This is a genomic window from Streptomyces nogalater (assembly GCF_039532885.1).
Classification (GTDB): Bacteria; Actinomycetota; Actinomycetes; order Streptomycetales; family Streptomycetaceae; genus Streptomyces; species Streptomyces nogalater.
The window spans coordinates 1-13,625 of record NZ_BAAASM010000064.1; the positions used below are offsets into that span (position 1 = coordinate 1).

At 65.7% G+C, this 13,625-nt stretch carries 12 protein-coding genes and 1 tRNA gene; 4 read left to right on the top strand and 9 right to left on the bottom strand.

What is annotated here, in order from left to right:
* Window positions 1-15: 15 nt before the first annotated feature.
* Window positions 16-103, bottom strand: a tRNA-Glu gene (locus ABD350_RS32655).
* A gap of 1,666 nt (window positions 104-1,769) precedes the next feature.
* On the opposite strand from ABD350_RS32655, the gene ABD350_RS32660 reads away from it, so the two are divergent.
* Window positions 1,770-2,594: an AfsR/SARP family transcriptional regulator gene (locus ABD350_RS32660; RefSeq protein ID WP_344352556.1), complete on the top strand. Its 825-nt coding sequence runs from the start codon at window positions 1,770-1,772 to the stop codon at window positions 2,592-2,594.
* A 102-nt stretch (window positions 2,595-2,696) separates the two neighbouring features.
* Here ABD350_RS32660 and ABD350_RS32665 read toward each other — a convergent pair whose 3' ends face one another.
* The gene (locus tag ABD350_RS32665) at window positions 2,697-3,173 is read right to left on the bottom strand and encodes a hypothetical protein (protein ID WP_344352557.1); all 477 of its coding nucleotides are present in this window, start codon (window positions 3,171-3,173) and stop codon (window positions 2,697-2,699) included.
* A 54-nt stretch (window positions 3,174-3,227) separates the two neighbouring features.
* Window positions 3,228-4,436, bottom strand: coding sequence for an MFS transporter (locus ABD350_RS32670; protein ID WP_344352558.1), 1,209 nt, complete (start codon window positions 4,434-4,436; stop codon window positions 3,228-3,230).
* Between the two features lie 155 nt (window positions 4,437-4,591).
* On the opposite strand from ABD350_RS32670, the gene ABD350_RS32675 reads away from it, so the two are divergent.
* On the top strand, window positions 4,592-5,224 hold the full coding sequence (locus ABD350_RS32675; protein ID WP_344352559.1) for a TetR/AcrR family transcriptional regulator: 633 nt from the start codon (window positions 4,592-4,594) through the stop codon (window positions 5,222-5,224).
* Between the two features lie 63 nt (window positions 5,225-5,287).
* Here ABD350_RS32675 and ABD350_RS32680 read toward each other — a convergent pair whose 3' ends face one another.
* The 6 genes from ABD350_RS32680 to ABD350_RS32705 all read right to left on the bottom strand — a co-directional run bounded on the left by ABD350_RS32680 (window position 5,288) and on the right by ABD350_RS32705 (window position 11,972).
* Complete coding sequence (locus tag ABD350_RS32680; RefSeq protein ID WP_344352560.1) at window positions 5,288-7,072, bottom strand: pyridoxal-dependent decarboxylase; 1,785 nt, start codon at window positions 7,070-7,072, stop codon at window positions 5,288-5,290.
* 59 nt (window positions 7,073-7,131) lie between these two features.
* Window positions 7,132-8,658, bottom strand: a complete 1,527-nt coding sequence (locus ABD350_RS32685) for an APC family permease (RefSeq protein WP_344352562.1) — start codon at window positions 8,656-8,658, stop codon at window positions 7,132-7,134.
* Between the two features lie 64 nt (window positions 8,659-8,722).
* On the bottom strand, window positions 8,723-9,700 hold the full coding sequence (locus tag ABD350_RS32690; RefSeq protein WP_344352563.1) for a VlmB-like protein: 978 nt from the start codon (window positions 9,698-9,700) through the stop codon (window positions 8,723-8,725).
* Between the two features lie 38 nt (window positions 9,701-9,738).
* Window positions 9,739-10,323: a flavin reductase family protein gene (locus ABD350_RS32695; protein WP_344352564.1), complete on the bottom strand. Its 585-nt coding sequence runs from the start codon at window positions 10,321-10,323 to the stop codon at window positions 9,739-9,741.
* Window positions 10,320-10,811: a hypothetical protein gene (locus ABD350_RS32700; protein WP_344352566.1), complete on the bottom strand. Its 492-nt coding sequence runs from the start codon at window positions 10,809-10,811 to the stop codon at window positions 10,320-10,322. Before ABD350_RS32700 ends, ABD350_RS32695 begins: the two co-directional genes overlap by 4 nt.
* A gap of 24 nt (window positions 10,812-10,835) precedes the next feature.
* Complete coding sequence (locus tag ABD350_RS32705; protein WP_344352567.1) at window positions 10,836-11,972, bottom strand: acyl-CoA dehydrogenase family protein; 1,137 nt, start codon at window positions 11,970-11,972, stop codon at window positions 10,836-10,838.
* A gap of 358 nt (window positions 11,973-12,330) precedes the next feature.
* Here ABD350_RS32705 and ABD350_RS32710 point away from each other — a divergent pair, with 358 nt between their 5' ends.
* Together ABD350_RS32710 and ABD350_RS32715 are read left to right on the top strand one after the other, a co-directional pair.
* Window positions 12,331-13,347 (top strand): DUF2156 domain-containing protein, encoded by a 1,017-nt coding sequence (locus ABD350_RS32710; protein ID WP_344352569.1) that lies wholly within the window; start codon window positions 12,331-12,333, stop codon window positions 13,345-13,347.
* 27 nt (window positions 13,348-13,374) lie between these two features.
* The gene (locus ABD350_RS32715) at window positions 13,375-13,548 is read left to right on the top strand and encodes a hypothetical protein (protein ID WP_344352570.1); all 174 of its coding nucleotides are present in this window, start codon (window positions 13,375-13,377) and stop codon (window positions 13,546-13,548) included.
* Window positions 13,549-13,625: the final 77 nt, after the last annotated feature.

Consider the following 13,625-nt stretch of genomic DNA (forward strand, 5'->3'; position numbering starts at 1 on the left):
CGGGTCGGTGCTGTGCGGAGAGGGCAGGATTCGAACCTGCGTGGGCCGGAGCCCGGCCGGGCTGAACGCCCGGCCCCCGTTAGGCCGCTACGGGTACCTCTCCTTCAAGCGGTACTGCGTTTTATCCGCCGTCCCGCTGTCGATGAATACTCTGCCCTCTGCCCCTGACACCTTCCTGACGCCTTTCTGACATTCGTGCTTCCTGGCCTGTGACCTGGGAGTTAATCCCTTGAACCGGGTGCCGGAGAGGTCGACCACCTACGTGAGCAGTTCATGATGTGAGAAAGGGGGGAATCATTCGGATGTGGGGAGGTTTTGCACGTGTCATTCGCTCACCGTGCTGCCCGTCCCCGTAACCGGACCCAAAGTCTCGATTGGCGACCCGCCGTGACCACCACGTCGGAGGAGTCTGGTCGTGGAAGGTTCACGGCACCGAAGACGTCTTGCCCCCATAGCCCAGGCGAAGGACCTGGCGGGCGCAGATTGTCGGAACCTGGGGGCCGGCGCTCAGGCGACGCTCGACGAGAAGGGTGGCATCGCAGGGTAGATCTGCAACTCACGCCGCAACTTCGTCCCCGTTCCCGAGAGCGCCTCGCTCACCGAGTTGAATGCGATGGCCGGCCAGTGGACCAGGAAGCAAGCACGGCGGCCGCGGGGCAGCTCCGCGATATAAGACGCCCCTGGATGAGGCAGACAGGGAGCGATGTCGGCTACTGCCGTGGATCCGTACTTGACCTGCGGAGCGGCCCGTGCAGTCTTGTCGGTGCTGTCCGAAGTTGTAGGCAGTCCTTCGTCGCGGCCCGATCGCATGGGTATCTCAGGCGCCTCTGGACTCCGGCGCACCACACGATCACGACCTCGGCAGGGTGACGGGACGGATCCGCCAGGCTTCGGGCTAGCAGGAGGACCGGGCCTCGATCAACCCCGGAGCCGCTCGGTACTGCACCGGGACGCTGTGAGGGTCTCTCGGTCAGAGTGAGAAGTGATCGCGCCAGATCCTTGGGCGCACTGAACGATTGGCGTTTTCGCTTGATCAGGTGTGGTGATCACTAGGTGGTTGAGAAGACCACTGCCGTATTGATCAGGGGGAGTTGAGTTGAGTCGACGGGCATGGCTGCATCGCATCCGGATCCAGGCGGTCATCCCCATGACGGTGAGCGTGCCGACAAAGGCTACCTATACGCCGCGAACCCGACGACGCCCGGTCGCAGGCGTTGACGGTGGCCGAGCATGCGGTCTGGTCGACCAAGACCTGCTGTCGAGTCGCTATGCAAGGTGGTACCAGGCCCTGCACTCCGTCAGCCGTTGATGGGACCGTCGACGCGAAACGGGGTGGTCGGTGGGTTTCCTTCGTCGCCGCCGCGGCGATCACTGGTCCGCGGGAGTAGCGCGATCTGGACGGCGACCCTTGGGTGTTACAGACCACTGTCACTAAACGTAATGTGTTGTTGACCTAAAGCGTGTCGGGTGAAACTATCGAGCATATGACCGGCAGTCGGTCAGTCGCTTGGTCGTTGGGCGCCGTGGACTCGGCCCTCCTTTGGCCGAGCGGCTCTGTCTGACCGCCAGAGTTCTGAGCGGGGGCTGGTGGCGAACTATGAGCGATGGCAAGGAGAACCCGCAGCCGATCGCTGGTCCGCTCGGAGCCGGGCCTGCCCGCTCCAGACACCGTGCCTGGGCGTAGGAACACGCGCAGCCACGTCCCCCTCGCAAGAGCCCCACGACGGTCCCCCCACCTACGGCCGTCCTCTTCCACCCACGGAGCAGTGATGCTGAAGTTCCAGATTTTGGGCGCCACCGCGATCCAGTCCTCCGGTTGCACGATCCGGCCCAAGGGCACGCTCCAGCGAGCCCTTCTGGCCACCCTTCTGGTGAGCGAAGGTCATCTGGTGTCCGTGGAGACACTCGTCGACGAGATCTGGGGTAGTGAGCCACCCGAAGGAGTTGAGAACGCCGTTCACGCGCACATAAGTCGCCTCAGGCGGAAGCTGGCGTCTCTGGAGAAGGCGGCCGGCGGCTCACAGTTGGTCACTCATCCCGGCGGATACCGCCTCGTTCTCGACGATGGGCAGTTGGATGCGCTCGTCTTCACGCAGGGGTATGAGCGCTTGAAGAGTGCGTCGGCCTCTCCGGGGAAAACCGCTGCGGAGTGCCAGCGTCTGCTGGCGCTGTGGAGCGGTGGCGTCTTCGGGGGCCCTGTCGGTGGACCGGTCTGCCAGGCCGCGGCTGCCCGCTATGAAGAAGCCCGCCTGGCGGTGCAGGAACGGCTCTTCGACTGCCAGTTGGACGACGGGCAGTATGACCGTGCTATCCCCGAGCTGCGCAAACTCCTGATCACGCATCCCTACCAGGAACGGCTTCATCAGCAGCTGATGGTCGCTCTCTACCGGGCCGGACGTCAGACCGAGGCCCTGCAGGTGTACCGCGATCTGCGGCGGAGATTGTCGGAGGAGCTGGGTCTGACGCCGTCACCCGCGATGCAGGGCTACGAACGGGCAGTGCTTGAGCAGGACCCTGTCCTCAACTGGAGTTCCGTGGTGGAGCTGACTGGTTCACAGCGCGCTCTGGTGCCTCCCCATGGCACCCGGCGCTGACCGTTCCTGAGCTCGGCCTCCGGATGGAGGAAGTGGGCTCCCGTCACCGACGCGGGGGATCACCGGCTCCGGGAGCCCACTTCCAGTTCGGCGCGTCTGGCGTTATGCCGAACGCACGGCTTGTGCGAGTGCGTCGCGATGCCCGGGGATGTGCCGGGTCGTCCGCATCTCGATCAGTTCTGACCAGGTGAGTACCGATTCACTGACGTACTCCCCGTTACGGTCGTGCATCCGCAGCGTGAGTTGTGCCTGGGCGTCCGCGGCGGAGAACCCTGCCAGGAGGGAGCGCAGTTCTGCCCAGTTGCGGCGGACGTTGTCGACGCGTTGCGCATGGGTGGTGCTGTGGATCATTTGCTTGATCCGGTCGGGATCCATCGAGGGCTGGTTGTCGACGGTGGCGGTGCGGCCGTCAGTCTGCTCGCGGGCCGCCGTGGCGATGATCCGGTCGGCCAGTGCGATGTGGCACAGTCGCCAGTCAACATCAGAACGCGTCGTTGCCGGCAGCGACGCCGTGTCGGTGATGGCCTCGGCCTGGGCGATCAGACTGTCGTATACAGAGGCGAGTGCGGTGACATCCATGGGTGGTCCGTTGTTCGGTGAAGAGATGACGGGCTGGGATTCTGGGTGGGTCGCTTAGGTGAGCTCGCGTCGCTTGCGGGCCAGTGCCAGCGTGTCCAGCAGACACAGGGCGGCTACGACCGCGGCGAAGAGCTGAACGGCCGTCAGCAGACCGGTCACCGTGGCCAGGAAGCCGACACCGATGACGGGGACGCCCACACCGAGGTAGATGACGACGTAGAAGCTGGAGAGGACGTCCGCGTGCCGCTCCTTGGGCGCGACACGGTTGATCTCGGTGATGCCGCCGAGGAAGGCCAGCCCCTGCCCGACGCCGCCGATGACGGTGGCGGCCAGCAACAGGGCCAGCGAGCCGACACCGCCGGCCACGGCCAGCAGCACCAGGCCGACGGCCAGGAGGACCAGGCCGGTGATCTGAATGGCGAGCGGCTGGCGGCCCGATGCCGCGATCTGCGCGATCACAGAGCAGGCGAGCATGAGCGCGACGGCGCCGCCGGCGAGGGCGAGATTGGAGCTCCCGGACAGCTTGGTGACGTAGGTCGGTACCAGGCTCAGGAACAGCCCGATCACGGAGAAGGCCAGGAAGCTGGCCGTACCGCTGGAGACGAACACGCCGCGCATCGTGGCCGGGATGGAGGGACGGCGCGGGCGCCACTTGGTGGCGGGCCGGGACGTCGGGAGGGTGGCCATGGCGATGGCCGCAGGCACCAGCAGCACGATCTCCACGACGAAGGGCAGGACGTAGGGCGACGGCGCGTACTCGGCGAGCAGCCCCGCGATCAGCGGGCCCGCCCCCAGCCCGCCCACGGAGGCGACGGTCGATACCAGTGCAGCCCGGCGCCGGTCGCCGCTGGGCTCTAGTTCGCTCAGCGCCGCGGTAAGTGCGCCGGACGCGGCGCCCACGGCCAGGCCTTGCAGCAGGCGGGCGACGAAGAGCCAGCCGACGTTGTCGGCGAGGGCGAACACCAGGGAGCCGACCGCGGCCAGCAGCACGGCCGGCAGCAGAACCTTGCGGCGCCCGATGGAGTCGGAGAGGGGCCCGGCGATCAGGAGGGAGGGGATCAGCGAGGCTACGTACACCGCGAAGATCAATGTGACCACAAGGGGGGAGAACCCGAACTTGTGTTCGTATCCGCGGTACAGGGGGGTGGGCAGGTTCGTGCCGGTGAGCAGGAAGAGCAGTGTGTAGGCGGTCGCCCAGAAACGGGCCGGGCTTCCCGTTGCGGTCTTGGGGCTGACGGGAGCCGCCAGTGGTTCCGTCGTCATCTCGTCCTCGGAGTTGTCGCAGGTTGGTTCGCCGGGGCAGGATCTCAAACCGTGACCGACGGTCAGTCAAGCAAATGGCCGACGGTCAGTCAAGCGCTGACCGACCGCCGGTCAGGTAGGATGAGGCTTAAATGTTCCTCTGAACGGAGGTGGGCATGCCGGCGAAAACACGGCGGAAGCGGGTCACCAAGAGCCCCGACGACCGTAGGGACGACATCCTGAGCGCGGCTGAGCGCGTGTTCGGTACCACGGGATTCGAGCGCGCCACCATCTCCGAACTCGCCGAAGCGGCCGAGATCGGCAAAGGCACCTTCTACCTGTACTTCGAGTCAAAGGATCACTTGCTCGGAGCCCTGTGGGAACGCTACGTCGACGCCATCGTCTCCACCGCGCAGGAGATCCTCGCGGAACGCGATGCCTGGTGGCCCACCATCGACCGGGTGATGAGTGCCTTGATCGGGCATGCCGTGAAGAACGCCGAACTGCACCGGATCGTCTACGGCTCCGCCAACGCCAAAGCCCTCGAACTGTGCCGGCAGGCCAACCAGCGAGCCATCGACCTGATGTGCGACTTCGTCGAGCAGGGCACACACGCCGGCGCGTTCCAGGCGCTCGACACGCGCCTCGCCTTCCGTATGGCATACCACGCGGCCGACGGCCTGCTGGACGACCTCATCGCCCAAAGCGACGACGGCATAGATGAGCCGCGTGTAATCGCCTTGGTCTTGGAGCTGATGCACCGCGCACTGGGTGACCACACCTATGCGGCCACTCCCGCACCGGCCTGAGGAGACAACGGCGCCGTGTGCCAGCCCAGGCTGGCACACGGCGCCGCGGCCGTTCCGCGGTGGTCAGCTCCCGCCGCCGTCCTCGGAGCGGGGGCCGGAAGCCGGAGCGCTCAAGGCGCCGGCATAGGTTCCGTCGGGGTCCGGGCGGCCGAGGGCATCGATCACCCCGGCCCAGGCCTCCCCCTCCAGTGCACCAGCGTTGGTGAAGGCTCCGGGCTGGCGCAGATCGCGCACGAGCTCATCCACGAGTTCCCGAGTGAGGTGGGGAACGGCGTAGAGATGTACGTAGGTCCGTTGCTCGTTGTCTTCGTAGACCGTCTCACACGACAGCGAGTACTTGCGGACGATGTCTGCACATGGCTGACGGAAGCGCACCGTGAGGGACTGCGGGCTGCGGGCGACCCACAGATCCATGCCGAGTTTGTCCTGCAAGGTCAGCAACCGGTCGTGGGCGTAGCCGGCCAGCCGGTCGCAGTCGGCGGCCAGGCGCACCAGATCGTCATACGAATGCCGGGACAGGTAGTCCCACAGCAGCAGTGACGAGAAGCCGTTGCGGGAGCCCGCGAAGGTGGTGTCGGCCGCCCCGATGTACTCGGACGACTTCGGCGGGGTCATCTGCAGCCCGGTCCGTGTCATGTAGACACCGCATGCCCACGGTGTTCCCATCCACTTGTGGCCGCTCATGGTCAGCGAGTGCACCTCCGGGAGCCGGAAGTCGAAAACGGGCGGCGCCTCCTCGACCATGCCGGCATCCCGGGCCATCTGCAGGTAGGGAGCGTAGCCCGCCCCCAGGGCGGCATCGATGTGGATCCAGAAGCCGCTGCGCTCGTCGAAGTCACTGTCCTTACTGCGGTCGTGGTATACCCGCCGCCGATCCAGACCGTATTCCGTGCAGATGTCCCGCACGGCCTGTGCCACGGCCGGGACGTCGTCGTAGGCGCCCTTGAACGTTGACCCGTAGTTGAGGCTGACCAGTATCGGGTAGCCCTTGCTGGCGAAGAAGCGGACCAACGAGGCGAGTTTGTCGACATCGATGGCACCGTCAACCGAGGGCACTTCGGTCGGCCACGGAGTGCCGGGGCCCAGCGGGTTCTCGTCCGGATACCGACTGCTGCCGATGCTGTGGAAGGTGTCGATGCCCAGAACCCGCACGGCCTTCGTGAGCGAGTAGTGCGTGTCCTGCGAGAAGAACGCCACCGGCTCGTAGGCATGCGGACTCTGCCCTTCGTGTCGCAGCGCTTGCGTGTAGACGACCGAGGCCTTGTCGCCGCCGGCCTCCCGGTGCTGGCGCCGCAGCAGCTTGCCCGACAGATAGTCCCGTGCGTTCCACAACCCGTACAGGTTGCCTTCGCTGGAGCCCATGGTCAGCACGTAACCCCAGTACGTTTCCGGATCGCTTGCGTCATGGGGCCACTTGGCGTTCCACAGGGAGGCGAAGTAGTCGAGAACGGCTCGCTCAAGGACCTTGGAGTTCAGCGTGTAGGAGCTGGACTCATAGGGATCGCCGACGTTGTTCAGATGCCGGTTGAGATAGTGACTGAGGTGCTGGTAGTCGAGGTCGCTGGTGACCTGGTATCCCGCGAAGTTGCGGGTCTGGGCGTCTACGTAGCGGCGGAAGAGGCTCTCGGCCTCTGCGTACTGCTGCTCGTCCATTCCGTCCGGGGGGATCTGGACCTTGGAGAAGGGGATCTCCGGGATGTCCATGTAGACCTCACGCGGATCACTGGACGGCGCGGTGACGCGCGGCACGCCATCCACCGCCCGCAGCCTGCTGAAGGCCTTCTGCCATGGCGTGTCCTCGGGCCCGAAGGGGAGGTCCGGCCCGGAAGAAGCGGAGGAAGTTGACACGATGATGTCCTTTCGCAGCAAAACGGCTCGGGGACGTGAGATGCCTCGCGCAGGTGCCCTCAAGCGGTGGGGGTGCGCTCCCACCCGCCCGGGGAATCGGCCTCGGCATCCGAGACCGGGGACGAGCCCGTCGTGACGGGCCCCAACGCGGCGGCGGGTTCCCCGGAGGTACGGCCCAGCCGCTGATAGCGATGGGGAGCGACGACGCACATGCGCCAGGCCTGGGCGAATCCGATGACCCAGGCTCCCACCAGGACCCAGGGAAGCGAGGTGACCACGGGGTTCGACGTGCCGGTCAAGACACCGAAGTTCCGCACCACGAGCACGGTCGCGATGATCAGCCCGACGGCCCCTAGCACGGGGGCCACGGCGGTGTTCCACCAGTGCCGCGGCCGGTGCCGGAAGTATCCGAGTACGGCCACTGACGCGAGGGCCTGAAGGACGATCACTCCCAGCGTGCCGAGGCCGACCATGCTCGTCGACATGTTCACGTACGGGTCCAGGCCGGCAGCGGCGTAGACGAGGACGACTCCTGAACTGATGGCCGTCTGCACCAGGCTTGCCCTGTGCACTGAGGCATGACGCGGATGCACGCGGTGGAGCCAGCCAGGCAGGACCCGGTCACCGCCCAGTGCGTACATGTACCGGTTCGCCGCGTTGTGCAGGGCCAGCCAGCTGGCCAGGAGGCTGGTGCACAACAGCAGTTGCATGACGGTGGTGGCTGCCGGGCCAAGGTAGGAGTCGCCGAGTCCGAAATACAGGTCCCCCAAATGGTGCATGGCTTCTTGCTGAACCCGGGCCGGCCCCACGGCACCGACGGTGACCCAGCTGGTGAATGCGTAGAAAGCCGAGACGACCAGTACGGCGATGACCGTCGCCCGCGGCACGCTCCGGCCCGGGTTCTTGGCTTCCTCGCCGTACAGGCTGGCGGATTCGAAGCCGATAAAGGAGGCGAATGCGAACATCACGGACACCCCGATGCCGGGAGCGAGCATGGAGTGCGGGCTGAAGGACGCCCCGGGGAGAGCGGCGAAACCGTGGCGGATCAATATCGACAGGTCCAGGGCCAATAGGATGACGATCTCGCACACCATGAGTACGGCCAGCACCCGCGCGCTCAGTTCAGCATCGCGGTACCCCATCGTGCCGACGAACAGCAGGCCGGCCGCCGCCCAGCCCGCCCAGTGCAGGTGGAGCCCGTGGTCGGCAGCCACCGACTGGGTGAAGTAGGCGAACGCTCCCAGGACGCCGATCGTGACCGCGTTGTAGGAGACGACCGCGATAAGGCCGGATCCCACTGCGGGACGGCGGCCCAGGCCGTGGGCGATGTGACTGTAGAAACCGCCGCTGCCGGAGATTTCCCGGCTGATCGCGGCGTAGCCGGAGGTGAAGCACAAAAGCGTGAGTCCGGCGAAGGCGAACATCACCGGCACCCCAGGGCCGATACCCAGCGAGAAGGACAGCGGCACGGTGAAGACCATCGCGGCCAGGGGAGCAGCCGCGGCGATGACGATGAACACGATCTTCGACGTGGTGAGCGTGCGTACAAAAGTGCCGCTCGACCGGTCGGAGGACGTGCTGGCCATGAGTGATTCTCCTGAGGAGCAATGGAGTGCGGCAGCCGTGAGACGCGGCTGCCGCGGTCCGACATCAGGTCAGGCGCAGGATCTCCACGGCCTCCTCCAGGCCCATGTAGGCCAGGCGGGCGGCGGCCATCTTGTCCGTCCAGCGCTCGGCTGTGGCGTAGCGCTCTTCCGCGGTGGTCTCCAGCAGCCGCTGCCCGGGCCACACCTCGTAGTCACCGATGATGTCGGCGTGCTGGTGCATGCCTTCCTGGAAGAGGTGCTCGCGCTCCAGGATGTACTTCTTGTCGGGGATCTCGTCCCACAGCTTGCGACCCCGCTTGATGATGTCCATCAGCCGGGGCCGGTAGTCGGGCTTGGCCAGCAGGTGCTCGCGCACGATGGAGCTGCCGACGGTGAGATGGCGGATCTCGTCGATCGCGGCTCCGCGGGCGATGGCGCTGGCCGCAGGATCGATCAGGCTCCACTTGCGTTCGCTGAGCTCCGCGGCCGGCGCCAGGACGCCCTCGATGATGATGGTGAACACCGCCACACCACCGATGAAGTCGCCTTCGTCGCGTACTGCCTGCAGGGCGAAGCCCAGGATCGGGTCGAGGACGTCCCGCTTGTAGTCCGTCGACAGCCCGGCGATCGTGGAGTGCAGGTCGTCGGCGGGTACCCCCATCTCGACGAGGTGGTTGCGGAACACCATCGAGTGCCGGGCTTCGTCCATGAGCTGTGTGGCGAAGAAGTCCATCTCCGCTGTCCCGGTGGCGTGGGCTACGTAGTACGCCAGCACCCGGGTGCCCTGTTCCTCGGCCACCGATCGGCAGCCCAGCTCAAGGATCTGGGCATCCCGCAGAGGGCCGTCCGTGCGCATGTGCTCCGGGGTGACTTCTGCCTCGGTGTGCCCGGTCCTGGCCCGGTCCCGCAGAGTTCCCTGGGCGACGCTGCTGAACCAGTAGGCCAGGTCGCAGTGCTTCGCGGACAGGTCCAGGTTCATCGCTCCGTCGAGCAGCCCGGGCGCCTGGTCCCAGTCAGTCTCGGGGGGAAGGGAATGGGTCATGTCGGCTCTACCTTTCAGGAGTTGCCTAGAAGGAGGTACTACTCAAGGGAGGTGACAGCGCTGGGTTGGTCACGGCTTACGCGCACAACGCCGCGGAACTCGACGTCATGTAGCCGGCCGTTGAAGTTGACCAGTGGCCTGCCGTTCCGTCCCCGGCCGTCGAGAACCTCGGCGACCAGCAGATCGTCGCTGGCTCCTAGGGGGATCAGGTCCGTTAGCCGGCAGTGAAGCTGGGCGAGAGCGTCCTCCAGGACGGGCATCCCGGCTTTCGGATGCGCTGTCCACCGGACGTAATCGAACTGGCGCCACCCCCGCGGCCGTTCCGGGTTGGCAAACCAGTCAGCCACAGCCGACTGTCGGGAGGACAGAACGTTGAGGGCGAACACGCGCCTTTGGCGGATCAGCCCTGTCAGATACGAACCGCGTCGCAGGCTGACACCGATGCGCAGCGGCTGTTGCGACAGTACGCTGACGGTGCTGACAGTCGCCCCGTGTGCCACCTCGCCGTCCTGGGCCGTCACCACCGCGACGCCCGTGGGCAGCTGGCGGGTGAGGCCTCGCAGCTCGCGCAGCCGCTGTTCGTCGGCTGCCTCATGGCCGGTGGCAGCCGCCGAGGGGGTCATCGCTGGGATCCGACGGCGGGCGCGGCCGTCGCTGACGACGATGCCTGCTTTCCGAACAGCCCCTGGGAGAGGCGGGCGAAGTCCTCATTGACCACGGGCTCGAACGGCAGGGCGAAAGGCTTCAGGAAATTGCCGAACACTCCGCGGTCGGCGCACAAGTGGATGGGAATGACCAGCAGGGCCCACTCCGGGCCGCTGATCCAGATCCATAGCCCTATCACGACACCCTGGGTGATCAGGCTGTGCATGGTGTTGTAGAGGACGTAGTACGCCTTGTGGATCCGGTGATCCGGGCTTCGCCGATAGGCGATCGCCCCGGGGATATACCCGATCAGGTCGATGTACACGAACAGCAGGACCGCCGGCAGCCAACGGACCTCCCCGATGTGCGTGAAGAAGAGGACGAGCGACACACCGAGGCCGGCGAGGTACTCGCCGCGGTGCAGACGCGTCGTGGTGGGCGATTCGAACGAGTTGAGCTGATCCATGGTTGAGCTACCCCTTGGTCTACGTCAGATCTCCAAAGGACCGCCGCTGAAGTACTCGACCAAGTGGGGCGAGGAACTCGTGCGGCCGGGAGGGTGGAAGGCCAGCGGATGCAGCGCGGACGACAGGTAGGCGAGTTCCGGCGACTTGATGAACGCGATTCCGCCGAGCAACTCGATGGCCTGGTCGGAAATCGCGGCCAGGGTCTTCTGCACGGCGAACCGGGCGGTCAGGGCGGCAGCGACGGCTTCCTCTCCGAACACACCGTCACGCACTGCGCGGGCCACGCCCTCTGTCAGCCCGACTGCGGATTCCAACTGGATGCCGAGGGCAGCCCGGTCGGTCACCGAGCCGCGGTCCCGCTCCATCACCAACTCCGTCAGTGCGCTGGCGGCGCCTACGTAGGCAGAGGTGATGAGCAGCTCGAACCATACGAAGGTCGCGGTCTGCAGGTCGTCGAGTCGGCCGGGGTCGTCCGGCGTGCCGCGGATGATCAGCTTCTCGGGGACATGGACATCCTTCAGGCGGACCTCATTGCTCTGCGAGCCGGCCAGTACAGGGCTTTCCCAGAACGGGTGTACGGAGATGCCCGGCGAGTCAGCCATGATCAGAGGCACAGCAAGCGACTGCTGTCCGGTCTCGTCGGGGAGGATCACGCTCGCGGTGAGGATATCCATCGAACGGGACAGGCTGCAGGGCTTCTTCGACCCGTTGAGGATGAAGCCGTCGTCGACGGGCGTAGCCTTCACCGAGGGATTCAGGATGTCCTGCTGAGTCCTGCCCTCGGCCCACCCCGAGGCCAGGAGCATGCCCTCTGGCGCCACGCGAGCGAGCAGTTTCTTCTGCTCGTCGGTGGGCGGGATCACGCGGTCCGTGAGCGCGAAGAGCATCGCAGCAGTGAAGTTGTGCATGGTGGCAGCAGCCGCCAGCGAAGGGGAGCAAGCGCCCAGGGCCCGAGTCACCCGCACGGCATCCAGGGCGTCGGCTCCGTGCCCCCCGTACGCGGAGGGAACGAGCAGGCCTGCCCCACCATGTGCCCGGAAGATGTCGAGCACTGGGCTGCCTTCCGCCTCCCGCTCCAGGAGGGGAAGTTCCTCCAGCGCCTTGATCAGCCCGGGGTGGAGGCGCTCGCACGTATCACGGGCCGCATCGAGAGAACGCATTCTGGGTCAACCTCCAGCGTCCGTCGGACAAGACAGCTCCCAGGCATAAGGCACAGGAAGCAGATAAGGGACCGTGCGGAAGCGGGCACAGAACTAGCCGCGCTTATCGGCACGTGCCGTCAGTGTTGCATGCCTCCCTGACGTTCACCTGACACCGCGAAAAAGCGCACGTGAGGAAGGTTCTTCTGACAGGTTCGTGATAACTGCCTGACATCTCTGCTGTGCAGGCGCTCCCGGGGATTGCGTACTCGATCGAAGCGCAGCACGATATGCACCGGTGTGCCTGGCGCACTGCATGCGATCGGGCTCAGCTATGGACGGTAAAACCCGAAGAGCGACAGGCGAGGAGTCTTCCAGGATGAGCGATCAGGCGGTTATGCAGAGTACTTCGAACGTCTCCGTCGAGTATGTACTGAGCGCGATACGAGAATTCAGTGCATCGGAGAACCCGAGTTCCTTCCTCGCGGTGAACGAAGGCAACTCGTACTTTGCCCTTCCGGGCCGTCCGGGAGTCATCGTCTACCGGCCGGCGGGGGAGTACCTGATCCAATTCGCTGGACCCTTCGCCCCTGACGACTCCTACCTGGATCTCGCCCGGGCGTTCACCGAATACGCCCGGGCCGACAACCGCAAGCTCGCCATCATCCAGCTGCAGAAGCGGGACGCGGAGATCTACGCCCGCGAAGGCTTCACCGTCAACCAGGTCGGCGCCTCCTACGCCGTTGACCTGACCACCTTCACGCTGGCCGGATCCCGCTACATGCAACTGCGCAACAAGATCTCCAGGGCGCTGCGTAGCGGCTTGACCATCATCGAAGCCGACTACGAGAAGTGGCAGGAGGGGGTCCGCAACATCAACACAAAGTGGCTCCCCCTCAAGGGCGAGGCCGCCCGTCCACTCGAATACCTGGTGGGGCAGACCGGCGGCGAGATGCAAAAGCACCGCCGGCTGTTCATCGGACATATCGACGGCGAGGCTGTCGGCTATGTCTCCTACTCCCCGGTCTACGGCAGCAACCCCGGCTGGATGCACGACCTGAGCCGCCGGCTCCCCGACAGTCCTGCGGGCGTCATGGAAGCCATCAACAAAGCGGCGATCGATGTGTTCCGAGACGAGAAGGTTCCCTGGCTCCATTTCGGGTTCACGCCGTTCACCAGCCTGAGCGATGAGCGAGAAGTTCCCGGTCACAGCCTGGGATTCAAGTGGCTCATGCACTACTTGTGGGAGAACCAGGTAGTCTACCCGGCCTCGTCCCAGCTGGCGTACAAGCAAAAGTGGAATCAGAGCCTCGTACTCACCGAGTACGCCGCATTCCCCGGGAAGGCGAGTGCCGAAGGGTTCGTCAATATCTGGCGGGCCGCGAACGCCATGTAACAAACCCGCGAAAGGAATGGTGTAAAAATGTCCACCCAGCAGAATCCTGCCAGCGCGATCGAAGAGACGAAGGAACGCCTCGCGACGTTGTTCGTCCAGCTGTGCGGGAACCCGGACGACCACGCGATCGCACAGGGCGCTGACGACGCTCTGCACCAACTCGATTCTCTCCTCGCGGGCGCGCACAGCGATGCGTCCTAGGGGAGGGGGACCAGATGACCGAGCAGGCCACCGGGGCCCACCATCCGCAGCCGCGGCCCCGTTCCGGAGGACAGCAG

Bases quoted from the DNA above. Each gene is read 5' to 3' on its own strand.
- ABD350_RS32685 (WP_344352562.1), bottom strand. From the start codon at position 8,658: ATGGCCAGCACGTCCTCCGACCGGTCGAGCGGCACTTTTGTACGCACG.
- ABD350_RS32690 (WP_344352563.1), bottom strand. From the start codon at position 9,700: ATGACCCATTCCCTTCCCCCCGAGACTGACTGGGACCAGGCGCCCGGG.
- ABD350_RS32705 (WP_344352567.1), bottom strand. From the start codon at position 11,972: ATGCGTTCTCTCGATGCGGCCCGTGATACGTGCGAGCGCCTCCACCCC.
- ABD350_RS32665 (WP_344352557.1), bottom strand. From the start codon at position 3,173: ATGGATGTCACCGCACTCGCCTCTGTATACGACAGTCTGATCGCCCAG.
- ABD350_RS32710 (WP_344352569.1), top strand. From the start codon at position 12,331: ATGAGCGATCAGGCGGTTATGCAGAGTACTTCGAACGTCTCCGTCGAG.
- ABD350_RS32670 (WP_344352558.1), bottom strand. From the start codon at position 4,436: ATGACGACGGAACCACTGGCGGCTCCCGTCAGCCCCAAGACCGCAACG.
- ABD350_RS32715 (WP_344352570.1), top strand. From the start codon at position 13,375: ATGTCCACCCAGCAGAATCCTGCCAGCGCGATCGAAGAGACGAAGGAA.
- ABD350_RS32695 (WP_344352564.1), bottom strand. From the start codon at position 10,323: ATGACCCCCTCGGCGGCTGCCACCGGCCATGAGGCAGCCGACGAACAG.
- ABD350_RS32700 (WP_344352566.1), bottom strand. From the start codon at position 10,811: ATGGATCAGCTCAACTCGTTCGAATCGCCCACCACGACGCGTCTGCAC.
- ABD350_RS32675 (WP_344352559.1), top strand. From the start codon at position 4,592: ATGCCGGCGAAAACACGGCGGAAGCGGGTCACCAAGAGCCCCGACGAC.
- ABD350_RS32660 (WP_344352556.1), top strand. From the start codon at position 1,770: ATGCTGAAGTTCCAGATTTTGGGCGCCACCGCGATCCAGTCCTCCGGT.